The 16974-nt window shown below is 72.3% G+C and carries 19 protein-coding genes; 18 read left to right on the forward strand and 1 reads right to left on the reverse strand.

Annotated elements, in window-relative coordinates; translation table 11 throughout:
- Window positions 1-27 precede the first annotated feature (27 nt).
- From ABZU91_RS14880 to ABZU91_RS14890, 3 genes are all read left to right on the forward strand, one after another.
- On the forward strand, window positions 28-816 hold the full coding sequence (locus tag ABZU91_RS14880; protein WP_355239500.1) for a hypothetical protein: 789 nt from the start codon (window positions 28-30) through the stop codon (window positions 814-816).
- Between the two features lie 2 nt (window positions 817-818).
- A complete protein-coding gene (locus ABZU91_RS14885) occupies window positions 819-1805 on the forward strand; it encodes a nucleoside triphosphate pyrophosphohydrolase (protein WP_355239503.1) in 987 nt (328 codons plus the stop codon).
- Window positions 1806-1895: 90 nt separating this feature from the next.
- On the forward strand, window positions 1896-3515 hold the full coding sequence (locus tag ABZU91_RS14890) for a DUF885 domain-containing protein (protein ID WP_355239506.1): 1620 nt from the start codon (window positions 1896-1898) through the stop codon (window positions 3513-3515).
- Between the two features lie 194 nt (window positions 3516-3709).
- Here ABZU91_RS14890 and ABZU91_RS14895 read toward each other — a convergent pair whose 3' ends face one another.
- Window positions 3710-4402 (reverse strand): hypothetical protein, encoded by a 693-nt coding sequence (locus ABZU91_RS14895; protein WP_355239509.1) that lies wholly within the window; start codon window positions 4400-4402, stop codon window positions 3710-3712.
- A 213-nt stretch (window positions 4403-4615) separates the two neighbouring features.
- On the opposite strand from ABZU91_RS14895, the gene eno reads away from it, so the two are divergent.
- The 15 genes from eno to ABZU91_RS14970 all read left to right on the forward strand — a co-directional run bounded on the left by eno (window position 4616) and on the right by ABZU91_RS14970 (window position 16898).
- Complete coding sequence (gene eno / locus ABZU91_RS14900; RefSeq protein WP_355239512.1) at window positions 4616-5899, forward strand: phosphopyruvate hydratase; 1284 nt, start codon at window positions 4616-4618, stop codon at window positions 5897-5899.
- 85 nt (window positions 5900-5984) lie between these two features.
- Window positions 5985-6626: a septum formation initiator family protein gene (locus tag ABZU91_RS14905; protein ID WP_355239515.1), complete on the forward strand. Its 642-nt coding sequence runs from the start codon at window positions 5985-5987 to the stop codon at window positions 6624-6626.
- 34 nt (window positions 6627-6660) lie between these two features.
- Window positions 6661-7218: a DUF501 domain-containing protein gene (locus ABZU91_RS14910; RefSeq protein ID WP_355239517.1), complete on the forward strand. Its 558-nt coding sequence runs from the start codon at window positions 6661-6663 to the stop codon at window positions 7216-7218.
- Window positions 7215-7736, forward strand: coding sequence for an amino-acid N-acetyltransferase (locus ABZU91_RS14915; protein ID WP_355239520.1), 522 nt, complete (start codon window positions 7215-7217; stop codon window positions 7734-7736). The genes ABZU91_RS14910 and ABZU91_RS14915 overlap by 4 nt, the downstream gene beginning before the upstream one ends.
- 186 nt (window positions 7737-7922) lie before the next feature.
- Window positions 7923-8849, forward strand: coding sequence for a Ppx/GppA phosphatase family protein (locus tag ABZU91_RS14920; protein WP_355239821.1), 927 nt, complete (start codon window positions 7923-7925; stop codon window positions 8847-8849).
- Window positions 8850-8921: 72 nt separating this feature from the next.
- Window positions 8922-9254, forward strand: a complete 333-nt coding sequence (locus ABZU91_RS14925) for a PadR family transcriptional regulator (protein ID WP_007455685.1) — start codon at window positions 8922-8924, stop codon at window positions 9252-9254.
- Window positions 9251-10246 carry a hypothetical protein gene (locus ABZU91_RS14930; protein ID WP_355239523.1) on the forward strand — a complete coding sequence of 332 codons (996 nt, stop codon included), beginning with the start codon at window positions 9251-9253 and terminating at the stop codon, window positions 10244-10246. Before ABZU91_RS14925 ends, ABZU91_RS14930 begins: the two co-directional genes overlap by 4 nt.
- A gap of 130 nt (window positions 10247-10376) precedes the next feature.
- Window positions 10377-10880 (forward strand): hypothetical protein, encoded by a 504-nt coding sequence (locus ABZU91_RS14935; protein ID WP_355239526.1) that lies wholly within the window; start codon window positions 10377-10379, stop codon window positions 10878-10880.
- Between the two features lie 202 nt (window positions 10881-11082).
- Window positions 11083-11766, forward strand: coding sequence for a dienelactone hydrolase family protein (locus tag ABZU91_RS14940; protein WP_355239528.1), 684 nt, complete (start codon window positions 11083-11085; stop codon window positions 11764-11766).
- Complete coding sequence (locus ABZU91_RS14945) at window positions 11759-12499, forward strand: uracil-DNA glycosylase (protein WP_355239531.1); 741 nt, start codon at window positions 11759-11761, stop codon at window positions 12497-12499. The genes ABZU91_RS14940 and ABZU91_RS14945 overlap by 8 nt, the downstream gene beginning before the upstream one ends.
- Window positions 12500-12519: 20 nt before the next feature.
- The gene (locus tag ABZU91_RS14950; RefSeq protein ID WP_355239534.1) at window positions 12520-13323 is read left to right on the forward strand and encodes a DUF4129 domain-containing protein; all 804 of its coding nucleotides are present in this window, start codon (window positions 12520-12522) and stop codon (window positions 13321-13323) included.
- Complete coding sequence (locus ABZU91_RS14955) at window positions 13320-13904, forward strand: hypothetical protein (protein ID WP_355239537.1); 585 nt, start codon at window positions 13320-13322, stop codon at window positions 13902-13904. The genes ABZU91_RS14950 and ABZU91_RS14955 overlap by 4 nt, the downstream gene beginning before the upstream one ends.
- Window positions 13904-14911, forward strand: coding sequence for a MoxR family ATPase (locus ABZU91_RS14960; RefSeq protein WP_355239540.1), 1008 nt, complete (start codon window positions 13904-13906; stop codon window positions 14909-14911). The genes ABZU91_RS14955 and ABZU91_RS14960 overlap by 1 nt, the downstream gene beginning before the upstream one ends.
- The gene (locus tag ABZU91_RS14965; RefSeq protein WP_355239543.1) at window positions 14911-16341 is read left to right on the forward strand and encodes a DUF58 domain-containing protein; all 1431 of its coding nucleotides are present in this window, start codon (window positions 14911-14913) and stop codon (window positions 16339-16341) included. Before ABZU91_RS14960 ends, ABZU91_RS14965 begins: the two co-directional genes overlap by 1 nt.
- On the forward strand, window positions 16338-16898 hold the full coding sequence (locus tag ABZU91_RS14970; RefSeq protein WP_355239546.1) for a hypothetical protein: 561 nt from the start codon (window positions 16338-16340) through the stop codon (window positions 16896-16898). The genes ABZU91_RS14965 and ABZU91_RS14970 overlap by 4 nt, the downstream gene beginning before the upstream one ends.
- Window positions 16899-16974: the final 76 nt, after the last annotated feature.

Raw genomic sequence — 16974 nt, forward strand, 5'->3', positions numbered from 1 at the left:
CCAGGAGGGCATGAGAGAGTGACGGGCATGCGTGCTCGCCGTGTGATCGCCGCCGCCAGCGTCGCGGCTCTGGGTGTCCTCTCCCTCGCCGCGTGCGAGAGGTCCGCGCCGGACGTCGCCGCGTACGTCGGTGACACGAGCTATTCGCTCGACCGGGTCGACGGGATCTACGACGAGGTGCAGACGAAGTACGGCGACGTGGTCCGTCAGGCGGCCGGTCAGACTGCCGCGACGCCCTCGCCCGAGCAGTTGCGGTCGCCCGTCACCCGGCAGGACGTGGTGAACCTGCTGGTCAGCCTGGAGCTGGGCAAGCGGGTGGCGAAGGCCAAGAACATCCAGGTGCCCGACGAGGTCAGCCCGCAGCAGTTGGAGCAGAGCCTGCGGGTGCCGGCCACCACCGAGTACACCAAGCTCTGGGGTGAGTGGGTCGACCTGCTTCAGGCGTTCAACCAGCAGCTCCCGCCGGCCGAGGTGAGCGACGCGTCGGTGATGGCCGTCTACCAGGCGCTGGCCAAGGTCGGGGCGATCCAGGGTGGGCTGCAGGTGGCCGAGGTCCGCCAGAAGTTCGGCGAGGGAGCCTTCGTCGGCAGCGCCACCGCGCTCAGTGTCGCCCTAGAGGACGAGGCGGACCGGGCCGACGTCTCGATCAACCCCCGTTACCGGGAGGTGGGCGTGCCCTCGCTGGTGAGCAGCGGTCAGTCGGTCATCTTCTACTCGCTGCCGTTCATCAACGAGGAGGGGCCGGTCACCGACATCTCGACCCCGGACGCGTCGCCGTCGAGCCCCAACCCCGACACCGAGGGCACGGCCAGCTGAGCATGACGGCACGGATCGTCCTGCTGGTCACGTCACCGCGGCTGCCGGCCGGCCTGCTGACCTCGGCCGCCTGGGACGTCGTACGCCGGTATCCGGTTCTGGCCGGTGCGGAGAGCGAGTTGGCGACGGCCGTGCGTCACGCGGGCGGCGAGGTGACCGTCGTCGACGGCCCGGCCACGCAGGCGCTGCTGGAGACGGTGGCGGCGCACGGCACGGCGGTCTGGTTGGCCGGCCCGGCCGGCGACGAGTCGGTGGCCCGGGAGTTGGGTCTGCGGCTGGCCCGGGAGCCGGGGCTGGCCGAGATGGAGCTGATGTACGGCTCGTGGGACCCGCCGGGGGCCCGGCTGCTCGACGCGGTGGCCGTGCTGGACCGGCTGGCCTCGCCGGGCGGCGACCCGTGGAAGCGGGCGCAGACGCACCGTAGCCTCGCGGGTTACCTGCTGGAGGAGAGCTACGAGGCGTACGACGCGATCAAGGCCGACGACACCGACGCGCTCCGTGAGGAGTTGGGCGACGTCCTGCTCCAGGTGGTGTTGCACGCGCGGCTGGCCGAGGAGTTGCCGGAGGGTGAGCGGTGGAGCATCGACGACGTGGCCGGTGGCCTGGTCGACAAGATGATCCGGCGCAACCCGCACGTCTTCGCCGGTGCGGAGGCGGGCACCCTGGAGGAGATCACCGCCAACTGGGAGCGGATCAAGCGAGTTGAGAAGGCGCGTGACTCCGTGCTGGACGGCGTGGCGCTCAGCCAACCCGCCCTGTCCCTGGCCGCGCAGATCCTCGACCGCGCCGCCCGTGCGGGCCTGACCGTCCCGCTCGCACCGCCCGACACCGAGGTGGACGAGGAGGCGAAGCTGGGCGCAACCCTCCTGGCCCTGGTGACGGAAGCCCGCAAGGCCGGCCTGGACCCGGAGGCAGCCCTCCGCCGCGCGACCCTAACCCACGCCGAAACCATCCGCGCCGCCGAACCCCCACCCACCCCACCGCGCTGATCATGAAGTTGTTGCCATGACACGCCGACACGGCGGGCAACAACTTCATGATCAACGAAAGGGGCGCGGGGCGGTCGGTAGGGTTGCCGGGTGGAAGAGTTTGGAGTGCTGGCCGAGCGGGTTGTCGAGGCACTGCTGGAGACTCGGCCGGGGGTCGCCACCTCGGCAGGGGACCACCGGTTCGACGACCGGCTTCCCGATCTGTCCGCCGACGCGCTGGCCGCCGACCGGGTGATGCTCACCGACGCGGCGAACGCGCTGTCCGAACTGGACCCCGACTCGCTGGACGTCGACGAGCAGGTCGACCACGCGCTGCTCACCTCCTTCGTCGACCGGGAGCTGTTCGAGCTGACCGAGATCCGGTCGCACGAGTGGGACCCGCTGCACCACAACCCCGGCCCGCTGCTGCACCCGCTGCTGGCCCGCTCGTACGCCCCGGCCGAGGTCCGGTTGACGCAGGTGGCCGGCCGGCTCGCCGCCGTACCGGATGCCCTCGCCACCGCCCGCGCGACGCTGCGCGACATGCCGCGGATCCACGCCGAGACGGCGGTCGGGCAGTTCACCGGCACGGCCGCGCTCATCCGCGACGAGCTGCCGGGGCTGATCGCGCAGGCGCCGGGCAGCCTCGGAAAGGTCGAGCCGGCGGCCACCGCCGCCACCGCCGCGCTCGACGAGTTCGTCGCGTGGCTGCGAACTCGGCTGGCCGCCGACAGCGGTCCCGGCCGTGACCCGCGCCTGGGCCGCCGCCGCTGGGAGGCGCGGCTCTGGCACACCCTCGACACCGAGCTGGGAGCCGCCGAGATCCAGCGTCGGGCCTGGGCCAACCTGGACCGGGTCACCGAGGAGATCCGCGCGGCGGCCGTCGAGCTGGTCGGTGGTCCGGCCGACGACGAGACGGTACGCCGGGCGTTGGACGTGCTCGCCGCCGAACATCCGGACGACTCGACGATCGTCGAGCTGGCCGGTGTGACGCTCGACGAGGCGACCGACTTCGTCCGGCTGCACGACCTGGTCACCCTTGTCGACGACCGATGCGTGATCCAGGAGATGCCGGAGTTCGCGCGGGGCGTGGCGGTCGCGTACTGCGACTCGCCCGGCCCGTTGGAGACCGCGGCGGTGCCGACGTTCTACTGCATCGCGCCCACCCCGGCGGAGTGGTCGGCGCAGCGCGTGGACTCCTTCTACCGCGAGTACAACGACCACATGGTCCGCAACCTGACCGTGCACGAGGCGATGCCCGGCCACTTCCTCCAGCTCGCCCACGCCCGACGTCACGTCGGCGGTACGCGGGTGCGGGCGCTGGCCCGTTCCGGCCCGTTCGTCGAGGGTTGGGCGGTGTACGCCGAGGAGCTGATGGCCGGTCTCGGCTTCGGCGGTCTGCCGGTGCGGTTGCAGCAGCTCAAGATGCAGCTCCGCATGACCATCAACGCGCTGCTCGACCAGTTGGTGCACGCCGAGGAGCTGCCCGAGGCCGAGGCGATGGCGTTGATGACCGGTCGCGGCTTCCAGGAGGAGGGCGAGGCGGCCGGCAAGTGGCGCCGGTCCCTGCTCACCTCGACGCAGCTCTCCACGTACTTCGTCGGGTACAGCGAGGTGGCCGAGATCGCCGCCGCCCGTCCGGAGGGCGTGTCGGCACGCGACTGGCACGACGCGATGCTCGCCCACGACTGCCCGCCCCCACGACACCTGCGCACCCTGCTCGGCGTCTGACTCCCACCCACGCGCACCCGCCAAGATCCGCGCAACTTCCCTGATGTTGCTGCTTCCGACCCGCCGGAGGCAGCAACTACCCCGAAGTTGCGCGGATCTTGAGCGCTGCGGGCGTGCGGGCGTGCGGGCGTGCGCGGTGCGGGCGTGCGGGCGTGCGCGGTGCGGGCGCGGGGGACTGCCGGGCTCCGGATGCCTCAGGAGCCGCCGGGGCGGTTGTCCACCACGCCTGCTCCGGCGGGCGGGTCGAACGCGTCCTTCTCGACCGTCTCGGAATAGTCGCTCAACGCCAGCTCCATCGGTTTGCCGTCGACCGAGCCGAGGAAGCTGCCGAGCACGCCCTCGGTGGTGACGCAGGCGCTGAAGTCGCCGTCCGAACGCTGCACCTCGACGCAGGCGGCGTGGTGCCCCGCGACTGTGGTGTCGCTCTGCTTGATCACCGCCTGTGGGTCGAGGGCGGCGGCGGTCAGCAGGCCGACCACCACCGGCGGGGTGACGAGACCCTGCTGGTTCGCCTCGGTGAACAGCGCCACGGTGGGCTTGCTGCCGGGGGTGGGTGGCGCGACGAGCGTGCACGCCGTCCGGCCGTCGGTCGCTGTGCAGCGGGTGACGGCGTCGGGAGTGACGGTGAGCCGCCCACCCGGGTAGTTGTACGCGGAGCGGGCCGGGTCCTGCGCCTGCACGATCGCGGCGGTCTGACCGCCGGGCAGTTGGTAGTCGGCCGTGTAGGTCAACTCCAGCGCCCGGTCGAGGCGCGCGGCGAGGTCGTTGACGAGATCCGAGCGCCCCATGGCGCGGCCGGCGTCCTCAAAATTCTGACAGCCGGTGACCGTGAGCGACGCGATGACCGACACGGCGAGCATGCGGAGGGTGGTCGTGGCGGCGGGCATGGCGACCAGCCTGGTGGATCTAGTCGGCGCAGCGCAAACCCGTTGCCGGTTGACTCCCGGAAATCCGGGAATGTCCGTCATCGCGGGGCTACTCGGGGGCGCGGGCGACGCCGTGCCCGATCTCGCCGCCCGATACGCTGCGTTCAACACCTGCCTCAGCCGCACCGTCGCGGCCCACCCACGGACCGGATCACAACAACGAGGAGCGACTCAGTGGCAACCATCGAGGGAATCGTCGCCCGGGAGATTCTCGACTCGCGGGGCAACCCGACGGTCGAGGTCGAGATCGGCCTGGACGACGGCACGGTGGCTCGCGCCGCGGTGCCCTCCGGCGCCTCCACCGGCGCGTTCGAGGCGATCGAGCTGCGCGACGGTGACGCCGACCGCTACCAGGGCAAGGGCGTGGAGAAGGCGGTCTCCAACGTCGAAGACAAGATCGTCGACCAGCTCATCGGCTACGAGGCCAGCGAGCAGCGGCTCATCGACCAGAAGATGCTCGACATCGACGGCACCGACAGCAAGTCGGAGCTGGGCGCGAACGCCATCCTCGGGGTCTCCCTGGCGGTGGCGAAGGCCGCCGCCAGCAGCGCGGAGCTGAGCCTCTTCCGCTACCTGGGTGGCCCGAACGCGCACCTGCTGCCGGTGCCGATGATGAACATCCTCAACGGTGGCGCGCACGCCGACTCCAACGTCGACGTCCAGGAGTTCATGGTCGCGCCGATCGGCGCGCCCACCTTCCGCGAGGCGCTGCGCTCCGGCGCGGAGGTCTACCACGCGCTGAAGTCGGTGCTGAAGAAGAAGGGCCTGTCGACCGGGCTGGGTGACGAGGGCGGCTTCGCGCCGAACCTGCCCACGAACGCCGCCGCCCTGGACCTGATCGCCGAGGCGGTCGAGAAGGCCGGCTACCGGCTCGGCACCGACATCGTGTTCGCGCTCGACGTAGCGGCCACCGAGTTCTTCGACAACGGCACCTACACGTTCGAGGGCGCCGCGAAGTCCGCCGAGGACATGAGCACGTACTACACCAAGCTTGCCGACGAGTACCCGATCGTGTCGATCGAGGACCCGCTGGCGGAGGACGACTGGTCCGGCTGGCAGACCCTGACCGCGTCGATCGGCGACCGGGTGCAGATCGTCGGTGACGACCTGTTCGTGACCAACCCGCAGCGCATCGCCCGCGGTATCGCCGAGAAGGCGGCCAACGCCGTCCTGGTGAAGGTCAACCAGATCGGTTCGCTGACCGAGACCCTGGACGCGGTGGACCTGGCCCACCGGGCCGGCTTCAAGTGCATGATGAGCCACCGCTCCGGCGAGACCGAGGACACCACCATCGCCGACCTGGCGGTCGCCACCGGCTGCGGTCAGATCAAGACCGGCGCTCCGGCCCGCTCGGACCGGGTCGCCAAGTACAACCAGCTGCTCCGCATCGAGGAGGAGCTGGCCGACGCGGCGCGCTACGCGGGCGCGGGTGCGTTCCCGCGTTACCGTTCGGCCTGAGTGTGGTTGTCGGGAAGCCTCACATGCGGTGGGGCTTCCCGACGGACGTACGCGACAGACGTAGCCTCGGGGGAGGGGTGTGACGATGCAGCGCCGCACACCGGGTGGTCAACGACCCGCCCGCCGACCGGGTCAGTCCGGCCGGCCGGGCGCCGGGCGGGCCACCCGCGGGTCGCTCCGGGACGCCGGCATACGCGCCGAGCCGCGTGGCGCCGCCGGTCGGGCCCCGGGCGCGGTCCGGGGTGCGGAGGGTGTGCGCTCCGCGAGCCGTCCGGCCGCCGCCCGACGTACCGCCGCCGGTGGTGGCGCGGTCAAGCGGCTCTCCGCACCCCATCCCCGCCGCTTCACCGGCCGCGCCACGGTGCTCTTCGCGGTGCTGATCGCGCTCGCCCTGGCGTACACCTATCCGGTGCGGGTCTACCTGGACCAGCAGGCCGACATCGAGCGGATGGAGGCGGCCCAGTCGGCGCAGGAGAGGGAGATCGCCGAGCTCGCCGCCGAGGCCGCCAAGTGGCAGGACGACGAGTACAAGATGACGCAGGCCCGGGAGCGGTTCTTCATGGGTCGGCCGGGCGAGAAGATGATGGTGGTCATGAACGACGCCGAGGGCGCGGCCCGCGACGCCGGCAAGCCGGCCGGTTCGGGTGCCCCGGCAGGGCCTTCGACCTGGTACGACACCCTCTGGTCGAGCGTGCGCGCGGCGGACAGCCAGCAGCCGGGCAAGTGACCCACCGACCAGCACACCAGGAGAGACGAGCACCGTGACTGTCGTACCCCCGTCGGAGCCGGCGGCGGATTCCGTACCCCTGCCGCAGCGGGAACCGGCGACCGAGGCCGACCTGGCCGCGGTGGCCGCGCAGCTCGGCCGCCCGCCCCGGGGCACCCGGGCGGTGGCCCACCGCTGCCCGTGCGGCCTGCCCGACGTGGTGGAGACGACGCCCCGCCTCGCCGACGGCACCCCGTTCCCGACGCTGTTCTACCTGACCTGCCCCCGGGCGACCGCGGCGTGCAGCAGGTTGGAGTCGGCGGGTCTGATGCGGGAGATGGCCGACCGGTTGGCGACCGATCCGGAGCTGGCCGCCCACTACCGGGCGGCGCACGAGGACTACCTCGCCCGCCGGGACGCGATCGGCGAGGTGCCGGAGATCGCCGGCATCTCCGCCGGTGGAATGCCGGGGCGGGTGAAGTGCCTGCACGTGCACCTCGGCCACGCCCTGGGTGCCGGCCCCGGCGTGAACCCGTTCGGCGACGAGACGTTGGCGCTGGTCGAGCCCTGGTGGACGGCGGGCCCCTGCGTGGACGTGCCCGACAGCGAATGACCGCACAGGCCGAGGGGCAGATCCTGGTGCGGCGCGCCCGCACCCGGGATGTGCGGGGCATCCGCCGGCTGGTCGACACGTACACCGACGACCGGCGGTTGCTGAGCAAGGCCACTGTGACCCTGTACGAGGACGTGCAGGAGTTCCGGGTGGCGGTCCGGCCCGACGACGGTGTCGTGGTGGGGTGCGGCGCGCTGCACGTCATGTGGGAGGACCTGGCCGAGATCCGTACGGTGGCCGTGGACCCGTCCTGCCGGGGTCAGCGGATCGGGCACCGGCTGGTCAGCGAACTGATCGACGCGGCCCGCACACTGGGCGTGGCGCGGATCTTCGTGCTCACCTTCGAGACCCGGTTCTTCGGCTCGTTCGGCTTCCGGGAGATCGACGGCGCGCCGGTGCCGCAGCCGGTCTACGAGCAGCTTCTGCGCTCGTACGACGAGGGTGTCGCGGAGTTCCTGGACCTCGAGCGGGTCAAGCCGAACACGCTCGGCAACACCCGGATGCTGCTGCGCCTGTAGCGGCGCGCGCCTGTGGCGACCCGGCGGCGAGCCGTCGGGGGCGGGCACTCTGCTGAGCCTGATGCCTGTGCGGCATCAAGATGACTCACAGGCATCACGCTCATCGGCGACCGGCCGGCCCGGGCCCGCCGATCGCGAGGGGACCCCGGCGGATGGCTGTCGTAGGGTTGCCGGGTGACGACGCGTGTGGCGGCCATCGACTGCGGGACCAACTCGATCCGACTACTGGTCGCCGACCTGCCGGAGGAGTCGGCCGGGCCGCAGGCCCCGCTGACCGACGTGACCCGGCGGATGGAGATCGTCCGGCTGGGGCAGGGCGTCGACCGGACCGGCCGGCTCGCGCCGGAGGCGATCGAACGGACCCGTGTGGCGCTGGCGTCCTACGCCGCCGACATCGAGAAGTTGGGCGCGCAGCGGGTACGCATGTGCGCGACCTCGGCCTCCCGGGACGCCGCCAACGCCGCGGACTTCACCGAGATGGTGCAGCAGACGCTGGGCGTGGCGCCCGAGGTGGTGAGCGGCGACGAGGAGGCCCGGCTGTCGTTCACCGGGGCGGTGCGCGGGCTGCCGTCCGACGCCGAGGAGCCCTTCCTCGTCGTCGACATCGGTGGCGGCTCGACCGAGTTCGTGGTCGGTGACCGGAGCGGTGTGCGGTCGGCGGTGTCGGTCGACATCGGCTGCGTCCGGATGACGGAGCGGCACCTGCCGGGTGACCCGCCGACGCCGGAGGAGGTCGCGGCGGCGGAGGCCGACATCGCCGCCGTCGTGGACCGGGCGCTCGCCCAGGTGCCCGGCCGCGAGGCCGCCACCCTGATCGGCCTCGCCGGTTCGGTCACCACCGTGGTCGCCATCGCCCAGAACCTTCAGGGGTACGACCCGGAGCGCATCCACCACGCCCGCGTGTCGTACGAGGAGGTGGCGCGGGTGACCGCGGACCTGCTCGCGCGGACCAGCGCGCAGCGGCTGGAGATCCCGGTGATGCACCCCGGACGGGCCGACGTGATCGGCGCGGGGTCGCTGGTGCTGCGCGTGATCATGGAGCGGGCCGGCATGCCGTCGGTGGTCGCCTCGGAGCACGACATCCTGGACGGCATCGCCTGGAGCCTCCAGTAGCAGGTCCGCACCCGGCGTGCCGTTGGCCGAAGTCGTTGACGCTACTTCGCATTGCACAGTAGTGTGCGATGCGTGGACACCACACAGTTGTTGAAGGGCGTGCTCGATCTGGCCGTCCTGGCGGTCCTCCGGGAGGAGGACGGTTACGGCTACGACATCCTGCGCCGGCTCCGCGAAGCCGGCCTGGAGGAGATCGGCGACGCCTCGGTCTACGGCACGCTGCGCCGCCTCTTCGCCGCCGGCCTGCTCACCACGTACGTGGTGCCGAGCGAGACCGGCCCGCACCGCAAGTACTACTCGCTCAACGCCGCCGGGCGTGACCAGTTGACCCGCTCCGGCAAGCTCTGGCGCTCGTTCGCCACCACCATGGACACGCTGCTCGACGATCGGGGGCTGGCGGCATGACCGTCACGGAGCAGGAGATCACCGACTATGTGGCACGGGTCCGGGCCGCCCTGGCCGACGTGCCGCCCGACCGGCGCACCGAGCTGACCGAGGACCTCGCCGACCACCTCACCGAGGTCGCCGCCGAGAGTGAGGGCACCCTCGTCGAGCGACTGGGCGAGCCGGAGACGTACGCCGCCGAGCTGCGCGCCGCTGCCGGCGTCGGTGTCGGCGGCGGTCGCAACCTGGACCACCGGGTCGCCACCGCCGTAATCCGGGTCCGCGGCCGGCTGCGTGCGATCGACTCCCGGCTCGGCCCACCTCTGGGGTACGCGACGGCGAGTGACTTCCTCCGCCTGCTGCGCCCCGGCTGGTGGGTGCTGCGCGGCTACCTGGCGGCCATGCTGCTCACCGCGATCAGCACCGGCGGCAGCTTCGGTGTGCTGCCCCGGTTCGGTGGGGAGTTGCTCGCCGGGCTGATCATGCTGATCGGGTTCGTGCTCGCCTCGATCTGGCTCGGTCGCCGTTCGGCGCAACTCGCCCGCTGGCCGCGCTCGGCGGTGCAGGTCGGCAGCGCGGTGCTGGTCGTCTTCGCGCTCTCCGCCCTCGTGCAGGCGGAGGACCGGATGCGGTACGGCGACTACGGCTACAACCCGACCTCGGTCGACAACCCGTACGACCGGATCCGGGACGTCTTCGTCTACGACAGCGACGGTCGGCTGGTGGAGAACGCGCGCCTGTTCGACGAGAACGGCAACCCCATCCGACTCGGCTACCCGGACTGTCTCGACCCCGCCGAGGCGTACAACAACCCGCTGTTGCGGCCGTACCCGTACTGCCCCGACCGGGCGCCCTTCGGGCCGCCCCGGGGTCCGGACATGCCCGGGGCGCCAGCGGTGCCGACCAGCACGCCGTCGGCAAGCGAGTCACCGACCGTGGCGACGCCGACGGCGACTCCGGCGAGTCCGAGCGCGACGCCGAGTGACGGGCCGACTCCGACCCCGACGAGCTGATGGGCGATGTGAACCAGATCATGCACACGATGCTGGGAAATAGCTGAACGGACGAGGTGAGCGGGACGGCACCAGAAATCAATGATCGTTACGGTGTCGTCTGCTCATCCATCCCTCGGAAGGAACCCCCGTGTCAGAGCAGGTCGCACCGCCCCCCGCGTCCGACGCAGCGCCGGCTGAGCCGGCCGCCGAGACGCCGGCCCAGCCGGCCGCCGAGACGCCGCCGCCGGCCGAGCCGGAGGGTAAGTCCGGTGCCAAGAAGGCGCTCGGCATCATCGGCGCGATCGTCATCTTCCTCGTCATCGCAGGTCTGAAGTTCGGCCTGGGCACGGCCATCGGCAACTTCGTGAACAAGGACGACACCGCCGACGCGAAGGCCGGCGACTGCATCGCCGAACTGCCCGAGATCAAGGGTGACAAGGAGGAGGAGGTCGACGGTGCCAAGGTCGTCAAGTGCACCTCCACCGACGCGGCGTACAACGTGGTCGGTCGGGTCGACGGGCAGACCGAGGCCCAGGCCAAGGCCGACACCGCCTGCAACGACTTCTTCAAGGAAGGCGAGGAGGGGTACGTCTTCTACAGCATCGAGTCCGGCAAGAAGGGCTACGTCCTCTGCCTGACCAAGAAGGCCTGACCACACGCCTGAGGCACCGATGACGGCGGCGGGGGAATCTTCCCCGCCGCCGTCGGCGTACCCGCGGTCACCATGCGGCGAACAGGAGGTGAATGCCACTGTTCCGACGTCTTCCCGGCCGGGGTCACGGCGTGGCAGGCTACCGGCACGTAGGACCACTGGGCGACCAGCCAACGATGACTGACCGCTAGGAGGACGGCCGATGGGCGAAATGGTGAGTTACCGCAGCAACGGGGGTACGAGCGAGGGGTATCTCGCGATACCCGCGAGCGGCACGGCCAGCCCCGCCGTCATCGTCCTGCAGGAGTCGTGGGGCCTGGTCCCGCACATCCGGTCGGTCGCGGACCGGTTCGCCGAGGCCGGCTTCGTCGCTCTCGCCCCGGACGTCCGGCACGGTACGGCGACCGACGAGCCCGCCGAGGCGCAGCGCCTGCTGGCGACGCGCCTGGACGAGGCGGCGAAGGACATCGCCGACGCGGCCGACTACCTCGCCGGGCGCCCGGAGGTCACCGGGAAGGTCGGCGCGGTCGGGTTCGGCGCCGGTGGCAGCCTGGCCCTCAGGTCGGCGTCCCTCTCCGAGCGGATCGTGGCCACCGCCGGGTTCTATCCCGTGCTGTCCGGTGGGTCGATGCCCACCGACCGGGTCGACTACGCCGGCAAGGCGGCGGTCATCCACTGCTCCGAAGAGGACGGCACCTCGACCGACGAGGGTGTGCAGGCCGTACGCCGGGCCATCGAGGAGGCCGGCGGCACCTGCCAGCTCTACGACTACCCGGGCACCTCGCACGCGTTCTTCGACGACGACCGGCCCGAGGCGTTCGACCAGCGTGCCACCGCCAGCGCCTGGGCGCGCACCCTGGAACTGTTCCGGGCCAAACTTGGCTGAGTCGCGTACCCCCGATCAGGTCGTCGCCCGCGCCGCGCGGGCGACCGACCTGGCCGACCTCGACGCGGCGGTCAGTGAATGTTTCGCCTGTCCCCGCCTCGTCCGGTGGCGGGAGGAGGTGGCCCGCGTCCGGCGGGCCGCCTTCCGGGACCAGGAGTACTGGGGCCGGCCGGTGCCCGGCTTCGGCCCCGGCGACGCGCGGATCGCCATCCTCGGGCTCGCGCCCGCCGCGCACGGCGGCAACCGCACCGGCCGGATCTTCACCGGCGACCGCTCGGGCGACGTCCTCTTCGCGGCCCTGTACCGGGCCGGGTTGGCCAATCAGCCGACAAGCGTCGCCGCCGACGACGGCCTCGCCCTGCGTGACACCCGGATCTTCTCGGCGGTCCGCTGCGCGCCACCGGACAACAAGCCCACCCCGGAGGAACGGGACACCTGCGCTCCCTGGCTGCACCGCGAGGTCACGCTGATCCGACCCACCCTGCGCGTCGTGGTCGCGCTGGGCGCGTTCGCCTGGGCCGCGTGGTGGCCGGTGCTGCGCCAGGTGTACGAGCAGCGCCCGCCCAGCCCGCGACCCGCGTTCGGCCATGGGGCACACTGGTCCGGCGCGGCTGTGCCGGACTCGCTCGGTTGCTACCACGTCAGCCAGCAGAACACCTTCACCGGCCGGCTGACACCGGGGATGTTGGACGACGTCTTCGGCCGGGCCAAGCAACTGGCCGAAGTGGACTGAGAACGCGTGGGGTGGTGGCGATGACGAACGGAACACGCCCGCCCGCGCCGTCGCCACCCGCCGGACCGGGTGTGCTCCGCCCGGTGCTCGGCCTGCTGCGCCGCTGGTGGCCGGTGGGCGCGGTGGCGGCGCTGCTCGCGGCGGCCGCGCTGGCGTCCGCCCACTCGTCGATCGGCGCCAGCCGGATTCCGCCCGCTGCCGAGAACGTGCCCTGGGTGCCGGAATACCCGACCGACGTGCCGTCCCCGTCGATCCCGGTCGAGCCGAGGGACGCCGGCGAGGCCACCCAGGCGCACATCCCGCAGTGGATCGCCACCGTGGCGATGGCCCTGCTCGGGCTGGCCATCCTCGCGGTGCTGGGCTACCTCACCTGGATTTTGCTCCGTGGCGCGCTGCGCCGTACCTCGCGGGCCCTGCCGGCGCAGCGGGCCCGGCGTACGGCCGAGGGCACCGCCCGCGAGGTGGTCGCCGCCCTGGACGCCGGCCTCGTCGAGCTGGACGACCAGGCCACCGACCCCCGTGTGGCGGTGATCGCCTGCTGGGTACGCCTGGAGGAGGCGGCCGCTGCGGCAGGTGTGTCCCGGCGTCCCGGCGACACACCGACCGACCTGGTCACGCGGTTGCTGCGGGGCGACGAGTCGGCCGGGGTGCCGGCGATCGTCAGCGCCGACGTGCTGGCCGAGTTCGCACACGTCTACCGCGAGGCCCGGTACGCCACACGTGAGGTCGGCGAGGGCACCCGCGACGACGCCCGTGCCGCGCTGCGGCGGCTGCGCGGCGAACTCGCCATCGTGACGACGGGTGCTCCCGAGGTGCCGGCATGAGCGGCAGCGCCAGCATCGACGACCTGCTCACCTTCGAGGAGGAGGGGCCACGGCACGACGAACGGGCCAAGGGCGGCCGGTTCGGACGCGTGTTCCGGGCCCTGGCCGGCAACGCGGCCCTGGTCGCCGTGCTCGTCGTCGGTCTCCGGGCGGTCGGCCTGCAGGTCTCGCTGGCGATCCTCATCGCCGGGGTGTTCGCCGTGTCCGGGGTGCGCCGGGTCGCCGCCGCGCTGGCACCGACGCCGGCGGCGAGGTCCCGCCCTTCGCTCGCCCAGCACGACGACGGCTCCTGGAACTGGGGTGCCCGGGATGCGCTGCGCGCCGCGATCAACGGCTGGGAACTGCCGCTGGACTGGTCCACGACCCGACCCGAACGTTTCACCGAGGTCATCCTGCCCCGGCTCGCGGAACTGGCCGACGAGCGGCTTCGCCTGAAGCACTCCGTGACCCGTGAGTCGGACCCGGTCCGCGCTCGCGCCCTGCTGGGCGACCGGCTGTGGACGTTCCTGGAAACCCCGCCCCGACGCCCCCCGTCGCCGCGCGATCTCGCGGTGATCGTCGCCGAACTGGAGAAGATCTGATGAACGACGTGGACCGGAGCATGCCCGCCGCCGAGGTCGGCCGCCTGGCCCGGGCCGTCCTGGACGCCGTCGGCACCGTCGTGGTCGGCAAGCGCGACGCGTTGGAGTTGGTCCTCGCCGGAATCCTGGCCGGTGGGCACGTGCTCTTGGAGGATCTGCCCGGCCTGGGCAAGACGCTCACCGCGCGCTCGTTCGCGCAGGCGCTCGGGCTGGACTTCCGCCGTCTCCAGTTCACCCCGGACCTGCTCCCCGCCGACGTCACCGGCTCGTTCCTCTACGACCAGCGCAGCGGCGACTTCACCTTCCGGGCGGGGCCCGTCTTCACCAACCTGCTCCTCGCCGACGAGATCAACCGGACGCCGCCGAAGACCCAGTCCGCGCTGCTCGAGGCCATGCAGGAGAAGCAGGTCTCGGTCGAGGGCGTGACGTACAAGCTGGACGAACCCTTCCACGTGCTGGCGACCGCGAACCCCATCGAGTACGAGGGCACCTACCCGCTGCCCGAGGCGCAGCTCGACCGGTTCCTGCTGCGGGTCTCCTTCGGCTACCCGCTGCAGGAGGAGGAGTGGGAGGTGCTGCGCCGTCGGATGAGCCGCCGCCGCGAGGAGGCGGACATCAAACCGGTGGTGGACGCCGCCACCCTGCGGGCGATGCAGGCCGCCCTGGAGGACGTGGTGGTGGAGGACTCGATCGGCCGCTACATCGTGGCGCTCACCGCGGCCACCCGGGAACACCCGTCGGTGCTGGTCGGTGCATCGCCGCGTGGTTCGTTGGCGTTGCTGCTGCTGTCCCGGGTACGCGCCGTGTTCGACGGCCGGGACTACGTGGTGCCGGAGGACGTCAAGGCGGTCGCCGCGCCCGCGCTCGCCCACCGGATCACCCTGCGCCCCGAGATGTGGCTACGTCGCGTCGACCCGGCGTTCGTGGTCGGTGAGGTGCTGGAGGCGACGCCCGCCCCGGCCAGTGGCGCGCTGCCCAGCTACGCCGCCGGCGGGCTCCGGCACTGATGTCCGGCCCGACCGCGTCCGCGCCGCGATCCACCGAGCCGGAGTCGACCGCCGGCTGGGCGCCCACCCCTGCGCTCGGTCGCGCCGTGCTGCTCACCGGTTTGTTGCTGGTGGCGGGGGTGCTGCTGGGACGCGTCGACCTCGTCGTGCTGGCCGCGCCGTTCGCGCTGGGCACCGCGTACGCGCTGCGTCGCCGGCCCACCGCGCTGCCGCAGGTCTGGATCACCACCGCGGAGGACGGCCCGCTGGTCGAGGGCGGCGAGGTGTCGGCCGCGGTGAGTGTCGGCAACCCGGACACGGTCGACTACGACCTCGTGGTGGTGCGGTCACGGGTCTCGCCGTGGCTGCGGATCGCCCGTGCCGGCTTCGCCAGCGCCGAACCCACCGACGCACCGCCGCCCGCCGAGACCCCGTCGGCCGCCGGCAGGGGACGCTCGGTCGCCGATCGACCGTTCGTGACGTCGGTGCCCGCTTCGGCGGCGGTGGATCTGGAACTGGCCGGGCGGGCTCTGCGCTGGGGTCGGCACCCCGTCGGACCGGCCGGGGCTCGGGTCGCCGCGGCGGGCGGGCTGCTGGTGTCCCGAGCGGTGATCACCGAACCGGTCGGGGTGCGGGTCTACCCGCGTACCGAGCCGTTCGAGGCGGTGGAGGCGATGCCCCGCGCCGCCGGTCTGGTGGGCGCGCACCACTCCCGACGTCCCGGAGAGGGCGGTGAACTGGCCGGAGTGCGGGTCTTCGCCCCGGGCGACCGGCTCCGCCGCGTCGACTGGCGGGTGTCCCTGCGGGCCCGGCAGTTGCACGTGGCGGCCACCCTGTCCGACCGCGACGCGGAGGTGGTGGTGTTGCTCGACGTGCTCGCCGAGGCGGGCCGTTCCGGTGGTGTGGACGGTGCCGCGTCCGTGCTGGACACCACCGTGCGGGCCACCGCCGCGATCGCCGAGCACTACCTGCATCGGGGCGACCGGGTGTCGCTGCTGGAGTACGGGCCGGGAGCCCGCCGGCTACGCCCCGCCGCCGGCCGTCGGCAGTACCTGACGGTGCTGGAATGGCTGCTCGACGTACGCGCCGAAGCGGCCCAGCACGAGCCGTACGACCAGGTCTTCGGCCCACAGTTGCTGTCCTCGGACGCGCTGGTGGTCGTCCTCACCCCGCTGCTGGACGAGCGTTCGGCGCAGATGCTGGCGCGGCTGGCCCGCGCCGGCCGGTTCGTGGTGGCGGTCGACACGTTGCCGGCCGACCTGACGCCGCCGAAGGACCGGGGTTGGGCCGAGGTGGCGTACCGCCTCTGGCGACTGGACCGGGAAACGATGATCGGGCAGCTCCGTGAGCACGGCGTACCAGTCGTGCGCTGGGCCGGCGCGGGCAGCCTCGACGAGGTGCTGCGGGACGTGGCGCGACTGGCGACGGCCCCGAGAGTCGGTGGCCGGTGAGCGCGATCACGGAGCGGGTGCGAGCTGCTCAGGACGCCGTGGCCCGGATCAGCGCCGTCCCGCTGCTGGTGCGGGCCGCGATCTTCGTCACGACGCTTGTCGGGTTCGCGCTGGCGTTCCCCGGCGAGGTGTTGACCGGTCGACCGCTGCTCTTCCTGGCGGTGGCCGCGCTGCTGCCCGCGGCGGGTCCGCGGCGGTTGTGGCCCACCTTCGCGGCGCTGGTGATGGCTGGCGGCTGGTTGCTCGCCACCGACGGGTACGGCCGACCGGTGGCGTTGTGGCGGCTGCTCGCCGTCGCCGCGCTGTTGTACCTGGGGCACTCCCTGTGCGCGCTGGCGGCGCTGCTGCCGTACGACGGGGTGGTGGATCCGGAGCTGATCACCCGGTGGTTGCTGCGGGTGGGAGCGGTGCTGCTGGGTACGGCCGTGTTGGGGGTGCTGCTGCTGCGGATGGCGGGCCTGGGCGGGGAGGTCGGGCACCAGTGGGTGACGGTGCTGGGGCTGCTGGTGGCGGTGGGTGTCGCCGCGTTGCTGGGTTGGCTGCTGCGGCGTAGGTGAACCAGTGATGCAACAGGGTTACGCAGGTCACAGGGGTTGTGTTCCGTCACAGATGGGGGGCGCGAGCGGGATTACC

Origin of the sequence: Micromonospora sp. NPDC005174, assembly GCF_040608495.1 — a bacterium.
Classification (GTDB): Bacteria; Actinomycetota; Actinomycetes; order Mycobacteriales; family Micromonosporaceae; genus Micromonospora.

Excerpts from the sequence above, each read along its gene's own strand:
- ABZU91_RS14905 (WP_355239515.1), top strand. The coding sequence starts at position 5,985 with ATGCAGCGCCGCACACCGGGTGGTCAACGACCCGCCCGCCGACCGGGT.
- ABZU91_RS14930 (WP_355239523.1), top strand. The coding sequence starts at position 9,251 with ATGACCGTCACGGAGCAGGAGATCACCGACTATGTGGCACGGGTCCGG.
- ABZU91_RS14880 (WP_355239500.1), top strand. The coding sequence starts at position 28 with ATGCGTGCTCGCCGTGTGATCGCCGCCGCCAGCGTCGCGGCTCTGGGT.
- ABZU91_RS14960 (WP_355239540.1), top strand. The coding sequence starts at position 13,904 with ATGAACGACGTGGACCGGAGCATGCCCGCCGCCGAGGTCGGCCGCCTG.
- ABZU91_RS14965 (WP_355239543.1), top strand. The coding sequence starts at position 14,911 with ATGTCCGGCCCGACCGCGTCCGCGCCGCGATCCACCGAGCCGGAGTCG.
- ABZU91_RS14940 (WP_355239528.1), top strand. The coding sequence starts at position 11,083 with ATGGGCGAAATGGTGAGTTACCGCAGCAACGGGGGTACGAGCGAGGGG.
- ABZU91_RS14955 (WP_355239537.1), top strand. The coding sequence starts at position 13,320 with ATGAGCGGCAGCGCCAGCATCGACGACCTGCTCACCTTCGAGGAGGAG.
- ABZU91_RS14895 (WP_355239509.1), bottom strand. The coding sequence starts at position 4,402 with ATGCCCGCCGCCACGACCACCCTCCGCATGCTCGCCGTGTCGGTCATC.
- ABZU91_RS14885 (WP_355239503.1), top strand. The coding sequence starts at position 819 with ATGACGGCACGGATCGTCCTGCTGGTCACGTCACCGCGGCTGCCGGCC.
- ABZU91_RS14950 (WP_355239534.1), top strand. The coding sequence starts at position 12,520 with ATGACGAACGGAACACGCCCGCCCGCGCCGTCGCCACCCGCCGGACCG.
- ABZU91_RS14915 (WP_355239520.1), top strand. The coding sequence starts at position 7,215 with ATGACCGCACAGGCCGAGGGGCAGATCCTGGTGCGGCGCGCCCGCACC.